Below are 20117 nucleotides of genomic sequence, written 5' to 3'. Positions count from 1 at the left end.
CGGCGCCCAAGGGTGCGGCCGGGGCGCGAACCCGGGTCCCGGACGCCGCGGCCCTTAGGCGGCCTCGCCGTCGACCGGGGTCTCCCCCCGCCGTCCGGCGGCCCCGCGCGCGTTGAGGCTCGCGACGGCCGCGCGGTCGCGCGCCGACGGCTCGGGGCGCCCCAGGAGATAGCCCTGGATCTCGTTGCAGCCCTCCGCGGTGACGAGGGCCAGATGCGCCTCGGTCTCGACGCCCTCCGCCACGGTCTTCACGCCGAGGCGGCGGCCGAGATCGGCGACGACGCCGACGATCGCCGCACAATCCGGCCGGCTGGTCGCGTCGCGCACGAAGGAGCCGTCGATCTTGATCTTGTCGAAGGGGAAGGCGCGCAGATGCGCCAGCGACGAGAAGCCGGTACCGAAATCGTCCAACGCGATGCGCACGCCGAGGCTGTGGATCCGACGCAGCTCGCCCAGGCCGTCGACCTGGTCGTTGAGAAGGGCGCTCTCGGTCACTTCCAGCTCCAGGCGCTGGGGCGGCAGGCGGCTGGCCAGGAGCGCGGCGACCACTGCCTCCAGCAGGCGCCCGGTGCCGAGCTGGCGCGGGGAGACATTCACGGCGACCGACGCGCCGTCCTCCCAGGTCATCGCATCCATGCAGGCCCGGTGCAGCACCCAGGTTCCGATTTCGTCGATCAGCCGGCTCTCCTCGGCGATCGGGATGAACTCGGCGGGCGAGATCCAGCCCAGCACGGGATGGTGCCAGCGGATCAGCCCCTCCCGCGCCGTCACCTGGCCCGTGACGATGTCCGTAATCGGCTGGTAGAACAGGAACAGGCCGTCCTTCGCCTCCACCGCCAGCCGCAGTTTCGCCTCCAGGCGCAGCCGCCACGTGATCCGCCGCTCCATCTCCTCCTGGAACACCCGGAAGGTGTTCTTTCCGGCAGCCTTGGCGGCGTAGAGCGCGATGTCGGCGCGCGAGAGCAGCGTTTCGGACCCGGCCCCGTGCAGCGGGGCCACGGCGATGCCGATGCTGGCGCCGAGCCGCAGGCGCCGCTCGCCCTCGACGAGGAACGGCGCGACCAGGGCCGCCACCAGGATCTCGGCGAGCTGGATCGCCGCGTGCGCGTCGCCCCCCTGGATCAGGATCGCGAACTCGTCGCCGCCGAGGCACGCGACCGTCACGTCCGGCTCGGGGCAATGCTCGCGCAGGCGGTCGGCGACCCGCTTCAGCAGGGCATCGCCAACGAGATGGCCGTTGGCGTCGTTGACCAGCTTGAACCCGTCGAGATCGATGAAGAGCAGGGCGAGGCAGGGCTGCGGCCGCTGGAGGGCCGCTTCCAGATGCTCGCGGAAGGTGGCCCGGTTGGCCAGCCCCGTGAGGGTGTCGTAATGGGCGAGCTGATGGATGCGCGCCTCGGCGGCGAGCTGCTTCGTGATCACCGACCAAGTCAGCATCGGGCCGATATAGTCGCCGTCCGTGTCCCGCACCGCGGAGACCTGCAGGTCGAGCACCTCGGGGCCGAGCTTGATCCGGGCGCGGTGGGGAAGGTTGGCCGGGTCGGACAGGAGCCGGCGCTGATGCTCCGGATGGCGGTGGAAGATGTCGATCGTCTGGCCGAGCAGGGCGTCCGGCTTGACCGGAAGCAGGTTCTCGATCTGCGAGAGCGTCTCCTTCGAGGACTCGTTCATGTAGGTGATCTGAAAGGTCGACGGGTCGACCGTCATCACCGCCATCGGCATGTCGCCGATCATGCGCAGGAGCTTGTACTCCACGTTCTCCTTCGCCACGTCGGCGGTCGCGATCACCAGGACGAGAAGTACGCGCACGACCCGGCCCTGCGAATCCGGAAGCGGGTGGATGTGCAGGTCGAGCCACTCCTTGCCGAAGCGGATCCGGGCCTTGTGGGGCAGGGCGTCGGGATCGGAGAGCAGGCCGCGCTGGTAGCCGGGCTGGCGATGGAAGACGTCGATACAGGTCCCGACGATCTTCTCGGGGTCGAAATCCAGCGAATCGCGGATGGCGTGCAGGAGCCGGAGCGCGCAGGCATTCGCGTAGTCGATCGTGAAGGTCCGCAGCTCGCACGTCATCGCCCCGACGGGCAGTGCCTCGAGCATCGTGGCGAAGGACAGGGGCTCGATGGCGCCGTGATCGGCCGGCAACGAATCGAGATGGGGGCAGCTCATCGGTGTCCCTCGGCAACGGATCATGTGTACACGTGCTACGAGAAAACAAACAAATGTGAAGAAAATTATCAATATTCGGACGCCGGCCGCGAGAAATCCGGCCGGTCCCCCCGGCAACCGGCGATAGCGCCGGGCGGAGCCGCCTCCTCGGGCTCCCGGCGCACGACCGTCGGCCTGGGACAACCGAGGATACGCCGCGCCGCACGCTCGGACCCGGCCGGGGGACTGGCCCCTGACGGCGGAAGGGACCCGTGCACCGGCGCGGCCCTCACGATCGGCGCGCGGGTCACCTCGGCACGCCCCCGCGTTGACGCCTGGAGGGGGACTTCGTCTAAGAGAGCCTCGAAAACCTCCCGGCTCCCGACCGTGTCCCTTGCGGCCGTGTCTCTCGCAGCCGTCTCCCTCGCAGCCGTCCTGGCGCGGGGGCCGCACCGCGGCTTGCAGCACGGGACGTCCGTTGCCGGAGCGTCCTGCCGGACGCGGCGGCGGGGTGGAGGGCGAGGCGGGAGCCGCGGCATGTCGGGTGGGAAGGCACATTTGCAGGAGAACTTGCGGGAGAGCTTGCAGAACCACGTGCGTGGGCATGGGCCGGAGGCGGCGCGACACGACGCGCAGCCGGGCGAGGCCGAGGCCGACATCGTCTTCGAGACGCGCGGGGTGGCCGGACTGATCACCCTGCAACGGCCGAAGGCGCTCAACGCCCTGACCCTGCCGATGGTCGAGGCGATGCACCGGCAGCTCCGGGCCTGGGCCGAGGATCCCGCCGTCACCCGGGTCGTGGTGCGCGGCGCGGGCGGCCGCGCCTTCTGCGCCGGCGGCGACATCCGTCGCATCCACGCCCTGGGCCGGGCCGGGCGGCTGCCCGAGGTGATGGCGTTCTGGCGGGCGGAATACTGTCTCGACGCCTGCGTGAAGACCTATCCGAAGCCCTACATCGCCCTGATCGAGGGGATCGTCATGGGCGGGGGCGTCGGCATCTCGCTGCACGGCGACGTGCGGGTCGCGGCCGAGAGCTACAGCCTCGCCATGCCCGAGACCGGCATCGGCTTCTTTCCCGATGTCGGCACCACCTACGCCCTGCCGCGCCTGCCCGGCCGCACCGGCGCCTACCTCGCCCTCACCGGCAGCCGGATCGGCGCCGGCGACGCGCTCGCGGTCGGGCTCGCCACCCACGCGGCCCGGGCGGCGGATTTCGACGCGGTCGTCGCGCGGCTGGCGGAGGGCGCCGACATCGCCGACACCCTCGCGGATGTTGCGGCGGCCCCGCCGGACAGCGGGCCTCTGGTGGCCGAGCGCGCCTGCATCGATGCCTGCTTCGGCGCCGACACGGTGGCGGAGGTGCTGGACCGCCTCGACAGGGCGGCGGCCGAGGGCTCGGACTTCGCGGCGGAAACCGCCGCCACGATCCGCCTCCGCTCGCCGACGAGCCTGACCATCGCCCATGCACAGATGCGCCGGGGCGCCGCGATGCGCTTCCCCGAGGCGATGCGGGCCGAGTACCGGCTGTGCGAGCGGCTGATGCGCGGTCGCGATTTCTATGAGGGCGTGCGGGCGGTCATCCTCGACAAGGACAACCGGCCCGCCTGGAGCCCCGCCACGCTGGCGGAGGTGGACGCGGCGGCGATCACGGCGGCATTCGAGGCCGGCGATGGCGAGGGGCCCCGCTTCGACGGCACGGAGGGGCCGCAGCCATGAGGAGCGCCACCAGGATCGGCGCGGGCCGGGACGAGCGCGGCCGGGTGGTACCCCGGACGGGCGACCGGATCGAGGAGGCGCAACCCCGGGCGCAGACCCGCTGGGACATGGTGCTGGTCTGGTTCATGCGCATCACGGCCCTGGTCTGGGTCGCGAAGGGACTGGTCACCTGGGGGCAGATCCTCGACCTGTTCCCCGGCGCCACGCCCTTCGCCGACTTGCCGCCCGGACGGCAGGCCGCGATCGTCTATTTCGCGGTGATCGATTTCGTGGCCGCGGTCGGCCTGTGGCTGACCAGCGCCTGGGGCGGCGTGGTCTGGCTGCTGGCCGCCACCTCGGCGCTGACACTCGCGGCGCTGACGCCCCAGCTCCTGCCGACCTCGCCGACACTGATTGCAGTCCAGACAAGCATTGTCGTGACTTACTTCGTGCTGTCCTGGCTGGCGGCACGCGAAAATAGCTAAACGAAACGTCAAAACGAACGTTTCATTTTGCATTTACCGACAGAAGTAAATCGGAAGTTCATCCTGTCGCTTAAATCGGCTTTCACCCGCGGTGCCTAGGTTCAGCCCATAAGCGATGCCGGACGACGCAGCCGGCACGATCCGACAGAGAGGCTAGACCGATGAGCACGAAGGCCGCCAACACCGCCCTCAAGACCGCCGACGTCGCCCCCGACGCCGCTGGCGCCGCCGGCTCCTACCTCGAGGCGCTCCACCTCGTGGAGCGGCTGCACCGCCGCCTCCTCGACGTCATCAAGGACGAGTTCGACCGCCGCGGCCGCGAGGACGTCAACAGCGTCCAGGCGCTCCTGCTCTACAACATCGGCGACAAGGAACTGACGGCGAGCGAGCTGCGCTCCAAGGGCTACTATCTGGGCTCGAACGTGTCCTACAACGTCAAGAAGCTCGTCGAGGCCGGCTTCCTGCACCACGCCCGCTCCAAGACCGATCGCCGGTCCGTGCGCATCAGCCTGACGACCAAGGGCCGCGAGGTCCACGACCTGATCCAGGGCCTCTACGACAAGCATTCCCGCACGATCGCTCCGATCGGCGGCATCTCCGAAGACGATTTCGGTCGCCTCAACCAGGCGCTCACCCGGCTCGAGCGCTTCTGGACCGACCAGATCCGCTACCGGCTCTGAGAGCGGAAGCGCTCATCATCAGCAGGGAGACACAAGTCCGGAACACCGGACTTGTGCGCGCTTCTGGACCGACCAGATCCGCACCCGGCGCTGAGAGCGGAAGCGCTCATCATCAGCAGGGAGACACAAGTCCGGAACACCGGACTTGTCCGCGCTTCTGGACCGACCAGATCCGCACCCGGCTCTGAGAGCGGAGGCGCTCATCATCAGCAGGGAAACACAAGTCCGGAACACCGGACTTGTGCGCCTTTCTGGACCGACCAGATCCGCACCCGGCTCTGAGAGCCGACCCGCTCGGGTTCAGCACGAAGGCGCACCTGCCGGAACCCTGGCCCCGTGCCCGCAGGCGAACCGCTTCGAGCCCACCAAGGCATTCCCCAAAAAGGCCCGGGCGGCATGTGCCGCCCGGGCCTTTGGCATGAATGGCTCTCGCCCCAAACCAAAAAAGGCGCTGCCCTCTCAGGCAGCGCCCCGTTCACCGGTCACGTCCGGTGACGACCTTCTCAGTTGAAGGTGTCGATCTCGGCGGACTCGTAGGAGGTGACTTCCATGCCGACACAGATCTCGGCGACGACAGGGGCGGACCACTTCATAGCAAAACTCCAGCTTGGTTGGATTGGATTCTCACGACCGATCCGAGGACCGGCGACGCCTTCTTAGTTGAAGGTGTCGATCTCGGCGGACTCGTAGGAGGTGACTTCCATACCGACACAGATCTCGGCGACGACGGGGGCGGACCACTTCATGACAGAACTCCTCGATTATCGGTTGGCGTCGAGACACCCGACCTTAAGACCGGGGCCACCTTCTCAGTTGAAGGTGTCGATCTCGGCGGACTCGTAGCTGGTGACTTCCATGCCGACACAGATCTCGGCAACGACGGGGGCAGACCACTTCATGGCATGTCTCCTCTAAAACACCTAGAAAACGAAGGTCGGTCGCAAGACCGGCCCGACCTCGAACGGAGGCGGTGCCGTTCCTCGTACCCGGCCCCTCGTGTTCGACGAGAGGGATATAGACATTGTGTTGGGCGCAATTCAAGCGGGCCCTCCACTTATATTTCTCACAGAAGCCGGGGGAATCTGCCAAGTGTCGGGGTCTGCGCGAGAAAATGCGACCGCCACCGGAGATATGATGCCGGAGGGTGGACCGCACAAGCCGGACTTTCGGCGAAGCCATCCGGGCGGTGCGGCGGGAAGGGCGGAGGGGCCTCCGAGGTCAGGCCGCCCGCGTCCGAAACCGGCCGGGTGAGCCGGATTGCCCGTTTCTCTCGTCTTGCCCGTCGCCATGGTCTCACGCGACCCAGCCGAGCCACGGTCAAGCTTTCGCCGATGTGTTCGAGCGATGTCGAATGAACGAAAACTTTCTTCGCTCGCGGCCATTTTTGGAGAACCGTTTCGCGATTCGCAGCGTTTGAAGGCGTCTCAAGAATTCGGAGGGTACGTCGATGAGGACGGTTGCGATTGGTCTTGCCGCACTGCTCATGAGCACCTCGGTCTACGCGCAGAGCGCCGCCGGCGGTGGGGAGCGTAGCGGCATGCAGGCCGGCAGCGAGCGGAGTGCGACCTCGGGCGGTGAGCGCGGCGGCATGCAAGCCGGCGGCGGCGATGGCATGAAAGCCCGCGGCGGCGACGGGATGCAGGCCCGCGGCGGCGATTCCAAGGGGTCCGAGCGGGGCGGCGCCCGCGGCGGCGACATGGCCAAGGGCGACACGGCCAAGGGCGACACGGCCAAGGGCGACATGAACCGGGGCGATCGGGCCAAGGGCGACGCCAAGGGCGACATGGCCCGCAGCGGCGAGCGCGGCATGGACGGCCGGGCCGGCCGCGACACCGCCGAGCGGGGCGAGCGCCGCGAGGGCGTCCGCGGTGAGAGCCGCAGCGAGCGCTTCGGCGCCCGCGACACCGATCGCACCCGCATCAGCAGCCGTACCGATGTCCGCTCGACCACGGTCGACGGCGGCTACCGCCGCGAGGGGCGCTTCGTGTTCATCGGCGGCCAGCGCGTCGTCTACGGGTCGCCGGAGTACCGCCGCCTGATCGTCACCGAGCGCCGCAGCTCCGGCCCGCGCCGCTACGTGACGATCCGCGGTCAGCGCGTGATCTACGGTTCGCCCCAGTACCGCCGCCTCGTCAGCGTCGGCGAGGAGCGCCGCTACGTCACGATCCGCGGCCAGCGCGTGATCTACGGCTCCCCGGAATACCGGCGCCTGTCCACCACCGTCTCGACCACCGAGCGGCGCGGCGGCGTGGTCAATGCCGGCTTCAGGGAGCGCAACGAGGTCCGCTCCGGCACGAGCCGCACGGACAGCCGCAGCAGCCGCACCGAGACCCGAGGCTCCGAGCGGGAGCAGATGCGCGGCAACGATCAGGCCCGCGGCATGGAGCGCGGCGCGAACCGCAACGAGTCCATGGGCCAGGGCCGCGAGCGTGACGGCATGCGCAATGCCGGCATGCGCGGCGGCGAGTCCGGCGACCGCGGCGGCAATGTCCGCAACGCCTCCGACAAAGGCGGCATGGGCGGTGACACCGGCGGCGGCATGGGCGCCAGCAAGGGCAAGATGGGCGGCGCAAGTGGCGGCATGAGCGGTGGTATGGGCGGCGAGACCGGCCGTGGCACCGGCGAGGGCCGCGGCGGCCGCAACTGAGGCCCGGGCCCGGAGCGGTCGCCCCGCTCCGGGCTCCGCTCGCCTCCGCCGGGCGCGCACCCTCCCACGACACGCCGTGCGGCCTTCGTGCCGCCCTGACCAACGCGCCCCGAGACCGGATGGTCCCGGGGCGTTGTCATGCCGCGCAGGCCCGCCTGACGAGGCAGCGGCGGACAGTGAGCGGGAGGGGTGTCGTCCGGCCTCCGTCAGCCGGGGCCCTCGGCCTGCCGGACGCTCTCATCCGGTCGCTCGATATGGGCGGTGAAACCGGCGAGATCCGGTCCGACCCGGTCGGGACGCAGCGCCATCGAGGGAAGCGCGTAATCCCCGCCATTCTGGCGGCGAAACGGAATCGGCGGCGTCTCGAACAGGGTCTGCATCCGGCCCTTCAGCGCGATCGCCGTCGCGTCGAACGTCGCCGCATCGGTCCGGTCGGCGCGGTACAGCACGAAGGGCGGCAGCACGTCGTAGCCCGGATAGAACAGCACCCCGTGGTGGATGGGGAAGAGAAGGTCGTCGATCGGCCCGTTGATCCCCCGGGGACCATAGTGGGACGGCCAACCTCCGGCCGTGACGATGAGCATCGCGCGCTTGCCCGCCAGCGTGCCCTCTCCGTAGCGGTCGCCCCAGCGCGTCTCGCTGTGTTCGCCCACGCCATAGGCGAAGCCGAACGCGTAGACCCGATCGATCCACCCCTTCAGGATCGCCGGCATGGAGAACCACCAGAGGGGGAACGCCAGGATGAGCGCGTCCGCCCAGAGCAGATCCTTCTGCGCGGCGCGGAAGTCCTGCGTCAGGCTTCCGGTGACGAAGGCCTCGCCCGACGCCGCCGGCACGCGCAGCCGCGCCGATTCGGGCAGGGCGGGGAAATCCCGGCGGTCGACCTCGGATTTCCAGCCGATCGCGTAGAGGTCCGTCACGCGAACCGCGTGACCATCGGCCCGGAGTTGGGCGACGGCCCCGTCCCGCAGGGCGTTCGTCAGCGAGGCCGGATCGGGATGGGCGGAGACGACGAGGATCTTCATGCGTGCGGCTCACCAAAGGACGGGACCGCGAGGCTAGGCGCCCCCTGATCCATCCGGTAGCTGAGGGCAACGGATAGGATTGTGCCGCACGATGGATCAATCGGACGTCACGCTGGAGCGGATGCGCAGCTTCGTGCGGGTCGCGGAACGCGGGAGCCTGTCGGCGGTGGCGCGCGAGCTGGGCGTGGGACAATCGACCGTCTCGCGGCACGTGGCGGAGCTCGAAGGCGCTCTGGGCGTCACGCTCCTCAACCGGACCACCCGGCGCGTCACCCTCACCGACGAGGGGAGGCGGTACCACGCCGAGGCGCGCACCATCCTGCGGTTGGTGGACGAGGCCACGGACGGCGCGCGGAGCGCCGGCGAAGGCCTGACCGGTACGATCCGCATCTCCTGCACCGCGGCCCTGGGCGTCCGCCACGTCTGCCGGATGCTGTTCGCCATCCAGGACCGCCATCCGGAGATCGTGGTCGATCTCAGCCTGTCGGATGCGCGCATCGATCTCGTGCAGGAGGCGGTGGACGTCGCGATCCGGCTCGGGGCCCTGGCCGACAGCACCATGCAATGTCGGACCATCGGCCTGTCGCGCCGCGTCTTGGTGGCATCCCGGGCCTATCTCGCGGAGCGGGGGCGGCCGGACAGGCCCGAAGACCTGGCCGGACACACCGCGATCCGCATGAGCAACCTCGCGGGTGGTGCGATGCTCGCGCTGCGCGGACCGGACGGCGCAGCGATCCGCGCTCCGTTCGAGGGCCGTCTCTGGGTCGATCACGGCTTGGCGGCCCGCGAGGCTCTGGCCCAGGGACGCGGGATCGCGGCCGCGCATCTCTGGCTCGTCGACGATCTGCTGGCGGCCGGGACGGTCGAGCCGATCCTCCCCGCCTTCGCGCCCGAGCCCGTGCCCCTGTCACTGCTCGTCGTGCCCGGTCGGACGCGCATCAAGCGTGTTCGGATGCTGGTGGATGCGCTCGCCGCGTCGCTTGAGACGCTCCCCGGCCTCGTCCGGGCGTGACGCTCGCTTGCGATGTCGCGCGCGCCCTGGATCGACGCCCGTTCCGGGCCGACGCCGGCACGTCCGGTCTCGACCGCGGAGCCAAAGTCCGCATTCCCGCTTCAGCGGCCCTTCGAACCGCCGATCGGATGGGGTTTTGACCCGCAACACCGCGCCCCTGTTGAGCCGGCATGCGCGTTTTCTCACCGACGAATGTTCCGTTAAATTTTACGAACCATGGCGCGGATTGTCTCGCGTTCTGGTGCTCGAGTGGGTGTGAAGCGCTTCACCTCGTCCCGTCGTTCCACCGTCATCGCCCGGGTCGGGCTCACGGCGCGCCGGCTCCTGGCCATCGGCGTCGCGGCCCTCGTGCCCCTCGCCGCGCCCGGCCAGGCCCGCGCGGAGGGCGCTCCGGTGGAACGCACCGCGCTCACCCGGCACATTGCCAAGACCCACCCACGAGCCCGGGACCCGGCCGGATGGGCCGCCGACCTGCTGCGCGCACTCGCGGAGCTGCGCTTCGCGCCGAGCCCGGACAATGTCTGCGCCTCCGTCGCGATCATCGGCCAGGAATCGAGCTTCACGGCGAGTCCGCAGGTGCCGCGGCTGGGCGAGATGGCGGAGCGGAAGACGCTCGCCCGGCTCGACGCATGGAGCAAGGAGCGCCTGCTGTTTTCCGTCTACCGGAGCCTGCGGGACGAGTTCCTGGCCAAGGTCCGCGCCTCGCGGACAGAGCAGGATCTCGACCTCGCCTATCGCTGGCTGACCCGCCGGCTGCTCGACACGCCCGGCCTTCCCTTCCTGCTCTCGACCGCGAGCAACGGACGATCCCTGCCGGAATTCTTCGAGACGCGGAACGAGATCAAGACGCTCGGCGCGATGCAGGTCTCGGCGCGCTTCGCCATCCAGGCCAAGACCGGAAAATCCCTTTCGGAGCTGGAGCTTTCGGACATCTATCGCGTCCGGGACAGCCTCTACACGCGCTCGGGCGGCCTCTATTACGGCACCATGCAGCTGCTCGGATATCGCGCCGATTACGAGAGCAGGCTGTCGATGTTCGCCGATTACAATGCCGGGCGCTACAGCAGCCGGAACGCGGCGATCCAGTGGATGGCCGGGAAGCTCACCGGCGAAGCGGTGGCCCTCGACGGCGACCTTCTCGCCTATCCGGAGGGGGAGGCCCCGCGCCCCGGCCGGACGCAGGCCATCCTGTGGGACATCCTCGGAAAGACCGGCCGCATGACCCAGGCGCAGCTGCACGCCGACCTGCGGCTCGAGAAGTCGCTCGACTTCAACCGGACCGACACATTCACGATGATCCGGGCGCTGTATCAGGCGCGGTTTCGCCAGAAGCCGCCCTACGAGCGCATTCCGGAGATCGATCTCAGGAAGACGAGCATCAAGATCGCGAAGGGCATGACGACCGAGATCTTCGCGCGGGCCGTGAACCGCCGCTACGAGGCCTGCCGCGCCGCGCTCGCCCCGGCGCCCCCGGTCGCCTCGGCCGTCGGGGCGCCGTCCCCGCGGGACGAGGCCGCGTCGGTGCGGCGGCGGAACGCGGCCGCCGCGCTCTGATCCGGTCGCGCCGCGGATCTGGCTGGAGGCCGCCGCGTCACGCCCGCAGGAACGCGGTCAGAGACGCGTTCACCGCCTCAGGGGCCTCGTGCTGCACCCAGTGGGTGGAATCGGGAAACCACGCCACCCGGCCTCGATCGCACAGGGCGAGGCTCGCCTCGGCCAGCCCCGGCTGCAATGCGGGATCGCGCCGCCCCCACAGGATCAGCGTCGGGGCCGTGACCCGCGGCGGGTTCGCGTCCCGCGGCAGGCGGGCGAGGGCCCGGTACCAGTCCAGCATCGCCGTGACCGCCCCAGGCCGGCGCCATTCCCGCGCGTAGCGATCGAGGTCGGCGTCCGAGAAGGTGCCCGGCCGGGCGGAGCGGCGCATCATCGCCCGCAGGCCGGAACCGTCGCGGGCGAGGAGCAGCCGCTCCGGCAGGAGCGGAAGCTGGAAGATGCCCGCATAGGCACTGCGCAGGACCTGCCCGGGATGGCGCCGGAGGTAATCGCCGAACACCGCCGGGTGGAAGGCGTTGAGCACGGCGAGGCGATCGACCCGCTCGGGGAAGCGGCTCGCGGTCCAGAAGGCGACGAGGCCGCCCCAATCGTGCCCGACGAGGCGGAACCGATCGACGCCGCAGGCATCGGCCAGGGCGACGACGTCGGCGGCGAGATGATCGAGATGGTAGGCCTCGATGCCCCGGGGCCGGTCGCTGAGGCCGTAGCCGCGCTGGTCGGGGACGATCAGGCGGAAGCCCTCCGCCGCCAGCGGGCCGATCTGATGGCGCCACCCGAACCAGAATTCGGGAAAGCCGTGCAGCAGGATCGTCGCCGGTCCATCGGCCGGGCCGGCCTCCGCCACGTGCAGGCGCAGGGCGCCGAGCGACAGGTGGCGATGGGTGACGTCCGGATCGGGCATGGGGCTCCGGGCAGGCGAGGGGAGAGCGGGGCGAACGCGGCAGGATGGCCAGGGTTCGGAGCGCGCTGCGAGCCGCTATAGTGGGTCCGATCCCTGAGGAAAGCTCCGGCCCGATGCCGTTCGTCCGCCGCCTCGTCGCGCTCGCCTGCCTCTGGCCGCTTCTGGCCCCCGGCCTCGCCCAGGCGCGGCCGGTCATCGACGCCGCCGGGCGGCGGGTCGAGGTGCCCGACCGGATCGAGAGGGTGCTGGCCGCGGGCCCGCCTGCCGCGGTGCTGCTCTACAGCCTGGCGCCGGGGAAGATGATCGGCTGGCCCCGTGCCCCGAGGCCGGCGGAGAGCGCCTTCCTCACGCCCGAGACCGCGGCCCTGCCCTCCACCGGGCGGCTGACCGGGCGGGGCGGCACCGCGAATGTCGAGGCGGTGCTGGCCTTGAAGCCCGACCTCATCGTCGATGTCGGCAGCACGGGCGCCACCTACGCCTCGCTGGCCGACCGGGTTCAGGCCCAGACCGGCATCCCCTACCTCCTCCTCGACGGCAGCTTTTCGAAGGTACCGGAGACGTTTCGCCGCCTCGGCGCCCTCATCGGGGCCGAGGGGGACGGCGAGACGCTCGCCGCGGAATCCGAGCGCATCCTGAAGGCGGTGGCGGAGGCGGTGGCCACGGTGCCGCCCGCGCAGCGGCCGCGGGTCTATTACGGCCGCGGCCCCCGTGGGCTGGAGACGGGGCTCGCCGGCTCGATCAACACCGAGATCATCGAGGCGGCCGGCGGGCGCAACGTCGCCACGGCAGAGGGCATGGGCGGGCTCGCCAGCGTGTCGCCCGAGCAGGTGCTCGCCTGGAACCCGGACGTGATCCTGATCCTCGACCCGGCCTTCGCCGCGAGCCTGCCCACCGATCCGCTCTGGAAGGACCTGTCGGCGGTGCGGAGCGGACAGGTCTACGCCGCGCCGGTGCTGCCGTTCGGCTGGGTCGATGCCCCGCCCGGCGTCAACCGCCTGATCGGCCTGCGCTGGCTCGCCGGATTGTTCTTCCCCGAGGCGTTCAAGGAGCCGCTGGATGAGGCCGTGCGGCGCTTCTACCGGCGGTTCTACCATGTCGAGCCGAGTCCGGCGCAGGTCGAGGCGCTGCTGGGGCCCACCGCGCCCCTGGCCAAGCCGCGATGAGCGAGGCCGCCTCCGTCGCGGCGGCGCCGGCCCGGCGGCGGCTCGCGTCTTTCAGCCTCGCGGCCCTGCCGGTGCTGGCGCTGCTCCTGCTGGTCCTCGTCTCCCTCGGCACCGGCCGCTATCCCGTGCCGCTCGGCGACGTGTTCTCACTGCTGCTGGCGAAGGCGTTCGGCCTCGCCTCCTCGGTCGATCCGACTGCGCAGACCGTGGTGCTGCAGGTGCGCCTGCCGCGGGTGCTCGGCGCGCTCCTGGTCGGGGCCGGGTTGGCGGCGGCGGGGGCGACCTATCAGGGACTTTTTCGCAATCCGCTCGTCTCACCGGATATTTTGGGGGTATCGGCCGGGTCGAGCCTCGGGGCGGTGCTCGGTATCGTGCTGACGCTGCCGGCCGCGGCGATCCAGGGGCTCGCCTTCGCCGGCGGGCTCGGCGCGGTCTCCATCGTCTACGGCGTCGGGATCGCGGTGCGCCGGCGCGGGGCGTCCGATCCGGTGCTGACGCTGGTGCTCGCGGGCGTCGCCGTCGGCGCGCTGCTGGGGGCCGGGATCGCGCTCCTCAAGGTGTTGGCCGACCCCTACAACCAGCTGCCCGCCATCACCTTCTGGCTGTTGGGGAGCCTCGCCTCGGTCAACCGCGGCGATCTCGGCGCGATCCTGCCGGCGATGCTGATCGGCCTGATCCCGCTGGTGCTCCTGCGCTGGCGCGTCAACCTGATGAGCCTGGGCGACGAGGAGGCCCGCGCGCTCGGCGTCGAGACGCGGGTGATCCGCCCGGTCCTGGTGGCGGCGGCGACCTTGGTGACCGCGGCGGCCGTCTCGGTGACGGGGGTGATCGGCTGGGTCGGGCTGATCGTGCCGCACGTGGCCCGGCTCCTCGTTGGGCCGGACTTCCGGCGCCTGCTGCCGGCCTCGCTGCTTCTGGGGGCCGGCTACCTCACCGCGGTCGATCTCCTGGCCCGCACCGTCGCCACCATCGAGGTGCCGCTCGGCATCCTGACCGCGCTCGTCGGCGCGCCGTTCTCCCTGTGGCTCCTGGCCACGGCCAAGCGCGGCTGGGCCTGATGCTCGAACTCCAAGACCTCGCCTTCGGCTACGGCGCCAGGACCGTCGGCTCCGGCGTCAGCCTGACGCTCCCGCCTGGCGAGACCCTCTGCCTGCTCGGGCCGAACGGCGGCGGCAAGACCACCCTGTTCAAAACGATGCTCGGCCTGCTGCCGCCGCTCCATGGTCGCATCCTTCTGGATGGCACCGATCTATCCGCGCTGCCCCGACGCGAAGTCGCACAACACATCGCCTACGTGCCGCAGGCGCATGCGGCCTTCTTCCCGTTCCGGGTGCGGGAGGTGGTGCTGATGGGCCGCGCGAGCCGCCTTTCCGCCTTCGCGAGCCCTGGCCCCGCGGATCAGGCGGCCGCCGAGCGGGCGCTCGCGACCCTCGGCATCGGGCACCTCTCGGACCGGATCTACACCGAGATCAGCGGCGGCGAGCGCCAGCTCGCGCTGATCGCCCGGGCGCTCGTCGGCGAGCCGCGGCTCCTCGTGATGGACGAACCGACCGCGAGCCTCGATTTCGGCAATCAGGCCCGGGTGCTCGGGCAGGTGCGGCGCCTGTCGGGCCGCGGCATCGCCGTCGTGCTCTCGACCCACGATCCCGGTCACGCCTTCCTCTGCGCCGACCGGGTGGCGCTGCTCCATGCCGGGCGCCTCGCCGGTCTCGGCCCGCCAGGCGAAACGGTGACGCCGGAGACGCTGCGGCTCCTCTACGGGGTCGAGGTCGCGGTGGTGCCGCTGCCGGGGGAGGGGCGGGCGGTGTGCGCGCCCGTCCTGCCCTGAGGCCTCACCACACCGTCCGCTTCGGATTGCGCTCGTCGAACCCCTTCTGGTGCCAGTAGGGATAGATCGGCGTCTCCTGGCTCGCCGCGTCGAGGCGGGCGATCTGGTCCGGGGTCAGGGTCCAGCCCACCGCGCCGAGGTTCTGGCGCAGTTGCTCCTCGTTGCGGGCACCGACCACGATGTTGCAGACGGTCGGGCGGGTCAGCAGCCAGTTGAGGGCCACCTGGGAGACGGTCTTGCCGGTCTCTTGCGCCACCGCATCCAGCGCATCGACCACGCCGTAGAGGTAGTCGTCCGGGACACTCGGCCCGCCCTCGGCCCCGCCCGCGGCGATGCGGCCGGAGGCAGCGGCCTGTCCGCGCCGGATCTTGCCGGTGAGCCGGCCCCAGCCGAGCGGGCTCCACACCATCAGGCCGACACCCTGGTCGAGGCCGAGCGGCATCAGCTCCCATTCGTAATGGCGACCGACCAGCGAGTAGTAGCCCTGGTAGACGACGTAGCGGGCGAGCCCGTCGCGCTCCGAGGTGGCGAGCGCCTTCATGAGCTGCCAACCGGAAAAGTTCGAGGCGCCGATATAGCCGATCTTGCCGGAGCGGGTCAGGTCGTCGAGGGCCCGCAGGGTCTCCTCGACGGGGGTCAACGCGTCGAAGCCGTGCATGAAGTAGACGTCGATATGGTCGGTGCCGAGCCGCTTGAGGCTCGCCTCGCAGGAGCGGATCAGGTGGTGGCGCGAGGAACCGACCGCGTTCGGGCCGTCGCCCGTGCGGAAGGTCGCCTTGGTCGAGATCAGGAGCCGGTCGCGGCGCCCCTTGATGGCCTCGCCCAGGATCGTTTCGGAATGGCCCCCGGAATAGATGTCGGCGGTGTCGAAGAAGTTCACGCCCGCCTCCAGGCAGATGTCGATCAGACGGCTCGCCTCGGCGACATCGGTCTTGCCCCAGGTCTCGAAGAAGGCGTCGGTGCCACCGAAGGTACCGGTGCCGAAGCTGAGGACCGGCACCGTGAGGCCCGAACGTCCGAACTGGCGGTATTCCATGGCTGTGCCGCTCCGTGTCTCGTCTGTACCGGGCCCGAAGGCCGCATCATCGCCGTAACTCGTACCAAGCGGCACGGGGCAGGACCGGTGGCCCAGTTCCGTGCGTCCGGCGGACGCCCGCCGCCCCGCCGCCCCGCCGCCCCGCCGCCCCGCCGCCCCGCCGCCCCGCCGCTGATGGGTCTTAGGGGCCGCGCTTTTGCCACCGAAAAATCAGGTTCTGCGAAGGCTTCGTCAACCAAGAGCCACTATCGGGTGGGATCTTCACCGTGATCGCCAGCCATGGCCGGGCCGCGCATCGTGCGCGTGACCGCTCCGCCATGCCGCCTCAGCATTGGGAACCATTTCCGTGAGTTTCACCGTCAGCGCCGGCACCGCCCCGCGGGTCTATTCCTGGCAGCACGGCTCGATGCTGAGCGCCCTGGAGCAGAGCCTGTCGCTGGCGAGCACGGGGCTCAGCGAGGTGCGGATCACGGATTCGGAAGGCCGCCGCTACAGCCCCGCCACCCTCTACCAGGCGTTGTTCGGCCCCCGCCCCGCCGCCCCGGCCGCCCGCGCGGCCTGAACGCCGCCCCTCAGGCGGCCGGACGGCGCTCGGCCTCCTCGAAGCCGTCGATCAGCCCGCCATGGGCCTCGGCCAGGATCGCGTAGGAGCGTCGCCGCGCTCCGTGATCGTGGATCGCGCTCGCCACGATGAGCTCGTCGGCCCCCGTCTCGGCGGCGAGGGCCGCGAGCCCGGCCCGGATCGTATCCCGGTCCCCCACCAACGAGCGCGCCAGCATCCGCGAGACCTGGGCCTTCTCCCGCGGCGTCCAGTGGACCTCGATGTCCGCGATCGGCGCGGGCAGGAGGCCGCGGGTGCCGCGCAGGATGTTGGTGAAGGCCTGCTGCGAGGTGGTGAACAGGCGCCGCGCCTCCGCCTCCGTCTCCGCCGCCACGACGTTGATCCCGACGATCGCGTAGGGCCGGGCCAGCTGCGCCGAGGGCCGGAACCGGGTGCGGTAGGTCTCCAAGGCCGGCAGCAGCGCGTCCGGGGCGAAATGCGAGGCGAAGGCGTAGGGCAGGCCCAGCATCGCCGCGAGTTCGGCCCCGAACAGGCTGGAGCCGAGAATCCACAGCGGCACCTTGGTCCCCTCGCCGGGCACCGCCCGCACGGTCTGGCCGGGCCGGGTGTCGCCCAGGAGCGCCTGCACCTCCAGCACGTCCTGCGGGAAGCTCTCAGCGGCGGCGTAGTCCCGGCGCAGGGCCCGCAGGGTCGCCCCGTCGGTACCGGGGGCGCGGCCGAGGCCGAGATCGATCCGGCCGGGATAGAGGGTCGCCAGCGTGCCGAACTGCTCGGCGATCACCAGCGGCGCGTGATTGGGCAGCATGATGCCCCCGGCGCCGACCCGGATGCGCCGGGTTCCCGCCGCCACGTGGCCGATCACCACCGCGGTCGCGGCGCTGGCGATGCCGGCCATGTTGTGGTGCTCGGCGAGCCAGAAGCGCCGATAGCCGAGGTCGTCCGCGTGGCGGGCCAGATCGAGGCTATGGGCGAGCGCCGCGGCCGGTGTGGCGCCCTCGGGGATGGGGGCGAGGTCGAGAACGGAGAGAGGGGGAAGCGGGGGCATCGCGGCTTCGGGCACTGGTTTCGTCCACACGCATCACGCCGCGCCCGTGGGGGGCGCAGGACGTCGCTCCCCTGCTGACCGGCAGATCGTGAGCCGGAACAGAATCCGCAAGACAGGGGCTTGCGCTCCGACCCAAACCCGTCCTAGCCTCACCTCATCGGCGCCCCAGGGATGCCGTCCTGCGAAAGGAGGTTGGCCATGAGACATCAAGGCAGCACCGTCTCCGCCGCTCGTACCGCTGACGCGGACCAGGATACGCCACCCAACCACCATCAGCAGGGATAGTGGCTGCCCAGCAGCGCCACGTTCGGTCGAGTTCCCCCGTCGGTCCGAGGACGGGGCTGGATGCTCCCGAGCGGCGCTAGGTAGCGTGGCCCCTGCACAAGCCCGTCGGCGCGAGCCGGCGGGCTTTTTTCATGTCACGGTTGCCTGGAATTCGGGCTCGGCACGCATGCCGAGCGGCGCGGGCCTTGCACGAGCCCTCCGATCTCGCGGAGGCCGCCCCCCGGATGACGATCTTCCACTTCGAACTTCGCCGCAACGGGCAGCGGATCGGCCCGATGCAGACCCGCGACTGCCCGGATTGCGGCATGGCCTTCCGCGCCGCCCGCGACATGATTCGGACCCTGCGGGAGGAGGACCGCCTCGCCGAAGCGGCGCGGGATCACACCCTCCAGGTCCGCTACGACGACCACACGCTGCTGTTCGATCTGCCCTTCGACCTGCGCCTCTGAGAGTTGCCTCATCCGACGCCCGTTCGCCGGTTTCCCCTGCAAGGCTCGACGGAGCAGCGGGCGTTGTGTGAGAGACATGAAGGCCCGCCCCTCGATGAGCCCGCAGATCGGCCCGAGCGGCGGAGGCCGGCGCACGGCATGGCCGCAGAGCGGCCGGGGAGCGGGCGAGGGGGTCTCAGCCCTTCCAGTTCTTCAGCGCCGCGAACGGGCTGGCCGAAGGGTCGGCGGCGGGGGGGTTGAGCACCGGCTCGACTTGCGCGACCGCGTCCTCCAGGGAATGGGCCGCGCCGTTCGGCAGCTTGCCGCCGGCGGCGTCGCGATGGCCGCCGCCGCGGAAGGCCCGCGCCCCATCGAGCGCCGTGCCGTTGATGGACCGGAACGAGAGCGTCCCCGACCGCTGCACGTTGACGACCCGCGTGGCCCGTCCCCCCTCCATCACGCGGTCGGAGACCCGCTGGAAGGTGCCGGAATCGAGGCCGAACGAGAGCAGCGTACCGTCCTTGAGCGGGTGGAACAGCGCCTCGGAGCGGGCCAGCATCCGGGCAAGCCGCATCCGCGTGGTCAGCGTCGCGTCGTCACCGGGCTCGTTCGCCAGAAGAGCGTCGACGAGGCCCGCCCGCAATCCGCCCGCGCGGCGCTCCAGCTCGGCGGCGGTCGCGCCCTCGGCGAGGCAGCGGGCGGCGGCGAGCAGCAGGTCGGAGACGAAGCGGTCATGGGCCGGATGGCCCGGCGGCACCAGGGGGGACACGCTGTCCCAGAAGATCTCGTCGAGGGCGAGCCCGCCCGGGAATTGGGCTTCCGTCTTGCGCCACAGATCGAGCGCCTCGACCGCCTCGATCAGGGCGGACAGCTCCGGCCGCTCGGCGCCCGAGGGCGTCTCGCCGGCGTAGAGGGCGCGCTGGTCGTAGGTCATCCGCGTGGCGCAATGCGCCTCGTCGATGAGCACGTACAGGTCGGGATCGCCGAGATCGGTGCGCAGCAGGCCGGGGCGCTCGGGATCGGGGGCGGGGTCCAGGCTCTGCCGGCGCAGCTGGTCGATCGAGGAGGCGTGGTGATCGAGCACGACGAGCCGGTGGCGGGCGCCCTCCGCCCGGTTGCGGTTCATCGCGGCGAACCGTTTGAAGAACGCGATCGCCGGCTCCTCCAGCCCGAGATCGGTCATCAGCAGCGTCTCGGCGGCCTCCGCCTTGCGGAGCCGCTTCAGCTCGTCCTCGACCACGGGCCCGACATCGCTGTAGCGGGCGACGTGCACCACCCGCGCCACCGGCGCGAAACAGGCGGCGACGGTCGAAGCACCATAGCCATCGAGGTCGTTGTGGGTGATCTGGACGAGGGTCATCCGGTGTCTTTAAGCGGACCTGGGCGGGAAGGCCATTGCGGTGCGAAAGACCAATGTGCCGGCCCGCCTCCGAAGGCCGAGACCATCCGGCAACCTTAACACCCGGTTCAGGCGTTGACGCGCTATCTGGGCCGACGCGAGACCGAACCGGCGAGGGCATGACGCAACCCACCGACCTCACGCGCCCCGCGCATCCGTCCGCACCGCACGATGCCGGGCCGGGCCTCAGCCGCCGTGGGCTGATCGGCGGCGCGGCGGCCGGCGCC

General features: G+C 70.8%; 20 protein-coding genes. 11 read left to right on the top strand and 9 right to left on the bottom strand.

Annotated elements, in window-relative coordinates; translation table 11 throughout:
- Positions 1-54: 54 nt before the first annotated feature.
- The gene (locus LW587_RS19745) at positions 55-2166 is read right to left on the bottom strand and encodes a putative bifunctional diguanylate cyclase/phosphodiesterase (protein WP_232631301.1); all 2112 of its coding nucleotides are present in this window, start codon (positions 2164-2166) and stop codon (positions 55-57) included.
- A gap of 573 nt (positions 2167-2739) precedes the next feature.
- Between LW587_RS19745 and LW587_RS19740 the strand changes: the two genes are divergently transcribed.
- The 3 genes from LW587_RS19740 (at position 2740) to ldtR (ending at position 5005) form a co-directional block, all read left to right on the top strand.
- Positions 2740-3861, top strand: coding sequence for an enoyl-CoA hydratase/isomerase family protein (locus tag LW587_RS19740; RefSeq protein ID WP_442919174.1), 1122 nt, complete (start codon positions 2740-2742; stop codon positions 3859-3861).
- The gene (locus LW587_RS19735; RefSeq protein WP_232631299.1) at positions 3858-4325 is read left to right on the top strand and encodes a DUF6163 family protein; all 468 of its coding nucleotides are present in this window, start codon (positions 3858-3860) and stop codon (positions 4323-4325) included. Before LW587_RS19740 ends, LW587_RS19735 begins: the two co-directional genes overlap by 4 nt.
- Positions 4326-4486: 161 nt before the next feature.
- Positions 4487-5005 carry a transcriptional regulator LdtR gene (gene ldtR / locus LW587_RS19730; RefSeq protein ID WP_232631298.1) on the top strand — a complete coding sequence of 173 codons (519 nt, stop codon included), beginning with the start codon at positions 4487-4489 and terminating at the stop codon, positions 5003-5005.
- A gap of 503 nt (positions 5006-5508) precedes the next feature.
- Here ldtR and pqqA (LW587_RS19725) read toward each other — a convergent pair.
- From pqqA (LW587_RS19725) to pqqA (LW587_RS19715), 3 genes are all read right to left on the bottom strand, one after another.
- The gene (gene pqqA / locus LW587_RS19725) at positions 5509-5598 is read right to left on the bottom strand and encodes a pyrroloquinoline quinone precursor peptide PqqA (RefSeq protein WP_015857429.1); all 90 of its coding nucleotides are present in this window, start codon (positions 5596-5598) and stop codon (positions 5509-5511) included.
- A gap of 63 nt (positions 5599-5661) precedes the next feature.
- A complete protein-coding gene (gene pqqA / locus LW587_RS19720) occupies positions 5662-5751 on the bottom strand; it encodes a pyrroloquinoline quinone precursor peptide PqqA (RefSeq protein WP_015857429.1) in 90 nt (29 codons plus the stop codon).
- 63 nt (positions 5752-5814) lie between these two features.
- Entirely contained in the window at positions 5815-5904 is a 90-nt protein-coding gene (pqqA, locus tag LW587_RS19715) for a pyrroloquinoline quinone precursor peptide PqqA (RefSeq protein ID WP_015857429.1), read from the bottom strand.
- A 548-nt stretch (positions 5905-6452) separates the two neighbouring features.
- Here pqqA (LW587_RS19715) and LW587_RS19710 point away from each other — a divergent pair.
- Complete coding sequence (locus LW587_RS19710) at positions 6453-7652, top strand: hypothetical protein (protein ID WP_232631297.1); 1200 nt, start codon at positions 6453-6455, stop codon at positions 7650-7652.
- A gap of 206 nt (positions 7653-7858) precedes the next feature.
- Here the strand turns inward: LW587_RS19710 and LW587_RS19705 are convergent, their stop codons facing one another.
- Positions 7859-8677 (bottom strand): NAD(P)H-dependent oxidoreductase, encoded by an 819-nt coding sequence (locus LW587_RS19705; protein ID WP_232631296.1) that lies wholly within the window; start codon positions 8675-8677, stop codon positions 7859-7861.
- Positions 8678-8768: 91 nt separating this feature from the next.
- Between LW587_RS19705 and LW587_RS19700 the strand changes: the two genes are divergently transcribed.
- Both LW587_RS19700 and LW587_RS19695 read left to right on the top strand, forming a co-directional pair.
- The gene (locus tag LW587_RS19700) at positions 8769-9689 is read left to right on the top strand and encodes a LysR family transcriptional regulator (protein ID WP_232631295.1); all 921 of its coding nucleotides are present in this window, start codon (positions 8769-8771) and stop codon (positions 9687-9689) included.
- Between the two features lie 255 nt (positions 9690-9944).
- Positions 9945-11243: a DUF1615 family protein gene (locus tag LW587_RS19695; RefSeq protein ID WP_232631294.1), complete on the top strand. Its 1299-nt coding sequence runs from the start codon at positions 9945-9947 to the stop codon at positions 11241-11243.
- 37 nt (positions 11244-11280) lie between these two features.
- On the opposite strand, the gene LW587_RS19690 is transcribed toward LW587_RS19695, so the two are convergent.
- Positions 11281-12144, bottom strand: a complete 864-nt coding sequence (locus LW587_RS19690; RefSeq protein WP_232631293.1) for an alpha/beta fold hydrolase — start codon at positions 12142-12144, stop codon at positions 11281-11283.
- Positions 12145-12257: 113 nt separating this feature from the next.
- Between LW587_RS19690 and LW587_RS19685 the strand changes: the two genes are divergently transcribed.
- The 3 genes from LW587_RS19685 to LW587_RS19675 are packed head-to-tail and all read left to right on the top strand — an operon-like array spanning position 12258 to position 15135.
- Entirely contained in the window at positions 12258-13307 is a 1050-nt protein-coding gene (locus LW587_RS19685) for an iron ABC transporter substrate-binding protein (protein ID WP_232631292.1), read from the top strand.
- Positions 13304-14365 carry a FecCD family ABC transporter permease gene (locus LW587_RS19680; protein ID WP_232631291.1) on the top strand — a complete coding sequence of 354 codons (1062 nt, stop codon included), beginning with the start codon at positions 13304-13306 and terminating at the stop codon, positions 14363-14365. The genes LW587_RS19685 and LW587_RS19680 overlap by 4 nt, the downstream gene beginning before the upstream one ends.
- On the top strand, positions 14362-15135 hold the full coding sequence (locus LW587_RS19675; protein WP_232631310.1) for an ABC transporter ATP-binding protein: 774 nt from the start codon (positions 14362-14364) through the stop codon (positions 15133-15135). The genes LW587_RS19680 and LW587_RS19675 overlap by 4 nt, the downstream gene beginning before the upstream one ends.
- Before the next feature lie 4 nt (positions 15136-15139).
- Here the strand turns inward: LW587_RS19675 and LW587_RS19670 are convergent, their stop codons facing one another.
- On the bottom strand, positions 15140-16171 hold the full coding sequence (locus LW587_RS19670) for an aldo/keto reductase (protein ID WP_232631290.1): 1032 nt from the start codon (positions 16169-16171) through the stop codon (positions 15140-15142).
- Positions 16172-16517: 346 nt separating this feature from the next.
- Here LW587_RS19670 and LW587_RS19665 point away from each other — a divergent pair, with 346 nt between their 5' ends.
- Complete coding sequence (locus tag LW587_RS19665; RefSeq protein WP_232631289.1) at positions 16518-16733, top strand: hypothetical protein; 216 nt, start codon at positions 16518-16520, stop codon at positions 16731-16733.
- 10 nt (positions 16734-16743) lie between these two features.
- Here the strand turns inward: LW587_RS19665 and LW587_RS19660 are convergent, their stop codons facing one another.
- Entirely contained in the window at positions 16744-17778 is a 1035-nt protein-coding gene (locus tag LW587_RS19660; protein ID WP_232631288.1) for an LLM class flavin-dependent oxidoreductase, read from the bottom strand.
- A gap of 470 nt (positions 17779-18248) precedes the next feature.
- Here LW587_RS19660 and LW587_RS19655 point away from each other — a divergent pair, with 470 nt between their 5' ends.
- Positions 18249-18512 carry a DUF6894 family protein gene (locus tag LW587_RS19655; RefSeq protein WP_232631287.1) on the top strand — a complete coding sequence of 88 codons (264 nt, stop codon included), beginning with the start codon at positions 18249-18251 and terminating at the stop codon, positions 18510-18512.
- Between the two features lie 175 nt (positions 18513-18687).
- Here the strand turns inward: LW587_RS19655 and LW587_RS19650 are convergent, their stop codons facing one another.
- On the bottom strand, positions 18688-19851 hold the full coding sequence (locus tag LW587_RS19650) for a dimethylmenaquinone methyltransferase (RefSeq protein ID WP_232631286.1): 1164 nt from the start codon (positions 19849-19851) through the stop codon (positions 18688-18690).
- Between the last annotated feature and the right edge of the window lie 266 nt (positions 19852-20117).

It is taken from the genome of Methylobacterium sp. Leaf118 (assembly GCF_920984675.1).
In the GTDB taxonomy this organism is placed as follows: Bacteria; Pseudomonadota; Alphaproteobacteria; order Rhizobiales; family Beijerinckiaceae; genus Methylobacterium.
Note: the sequence above shows the minus strand (reverse complement) of the source record. Positions and strands in the feature narration are given on the sequence as shown.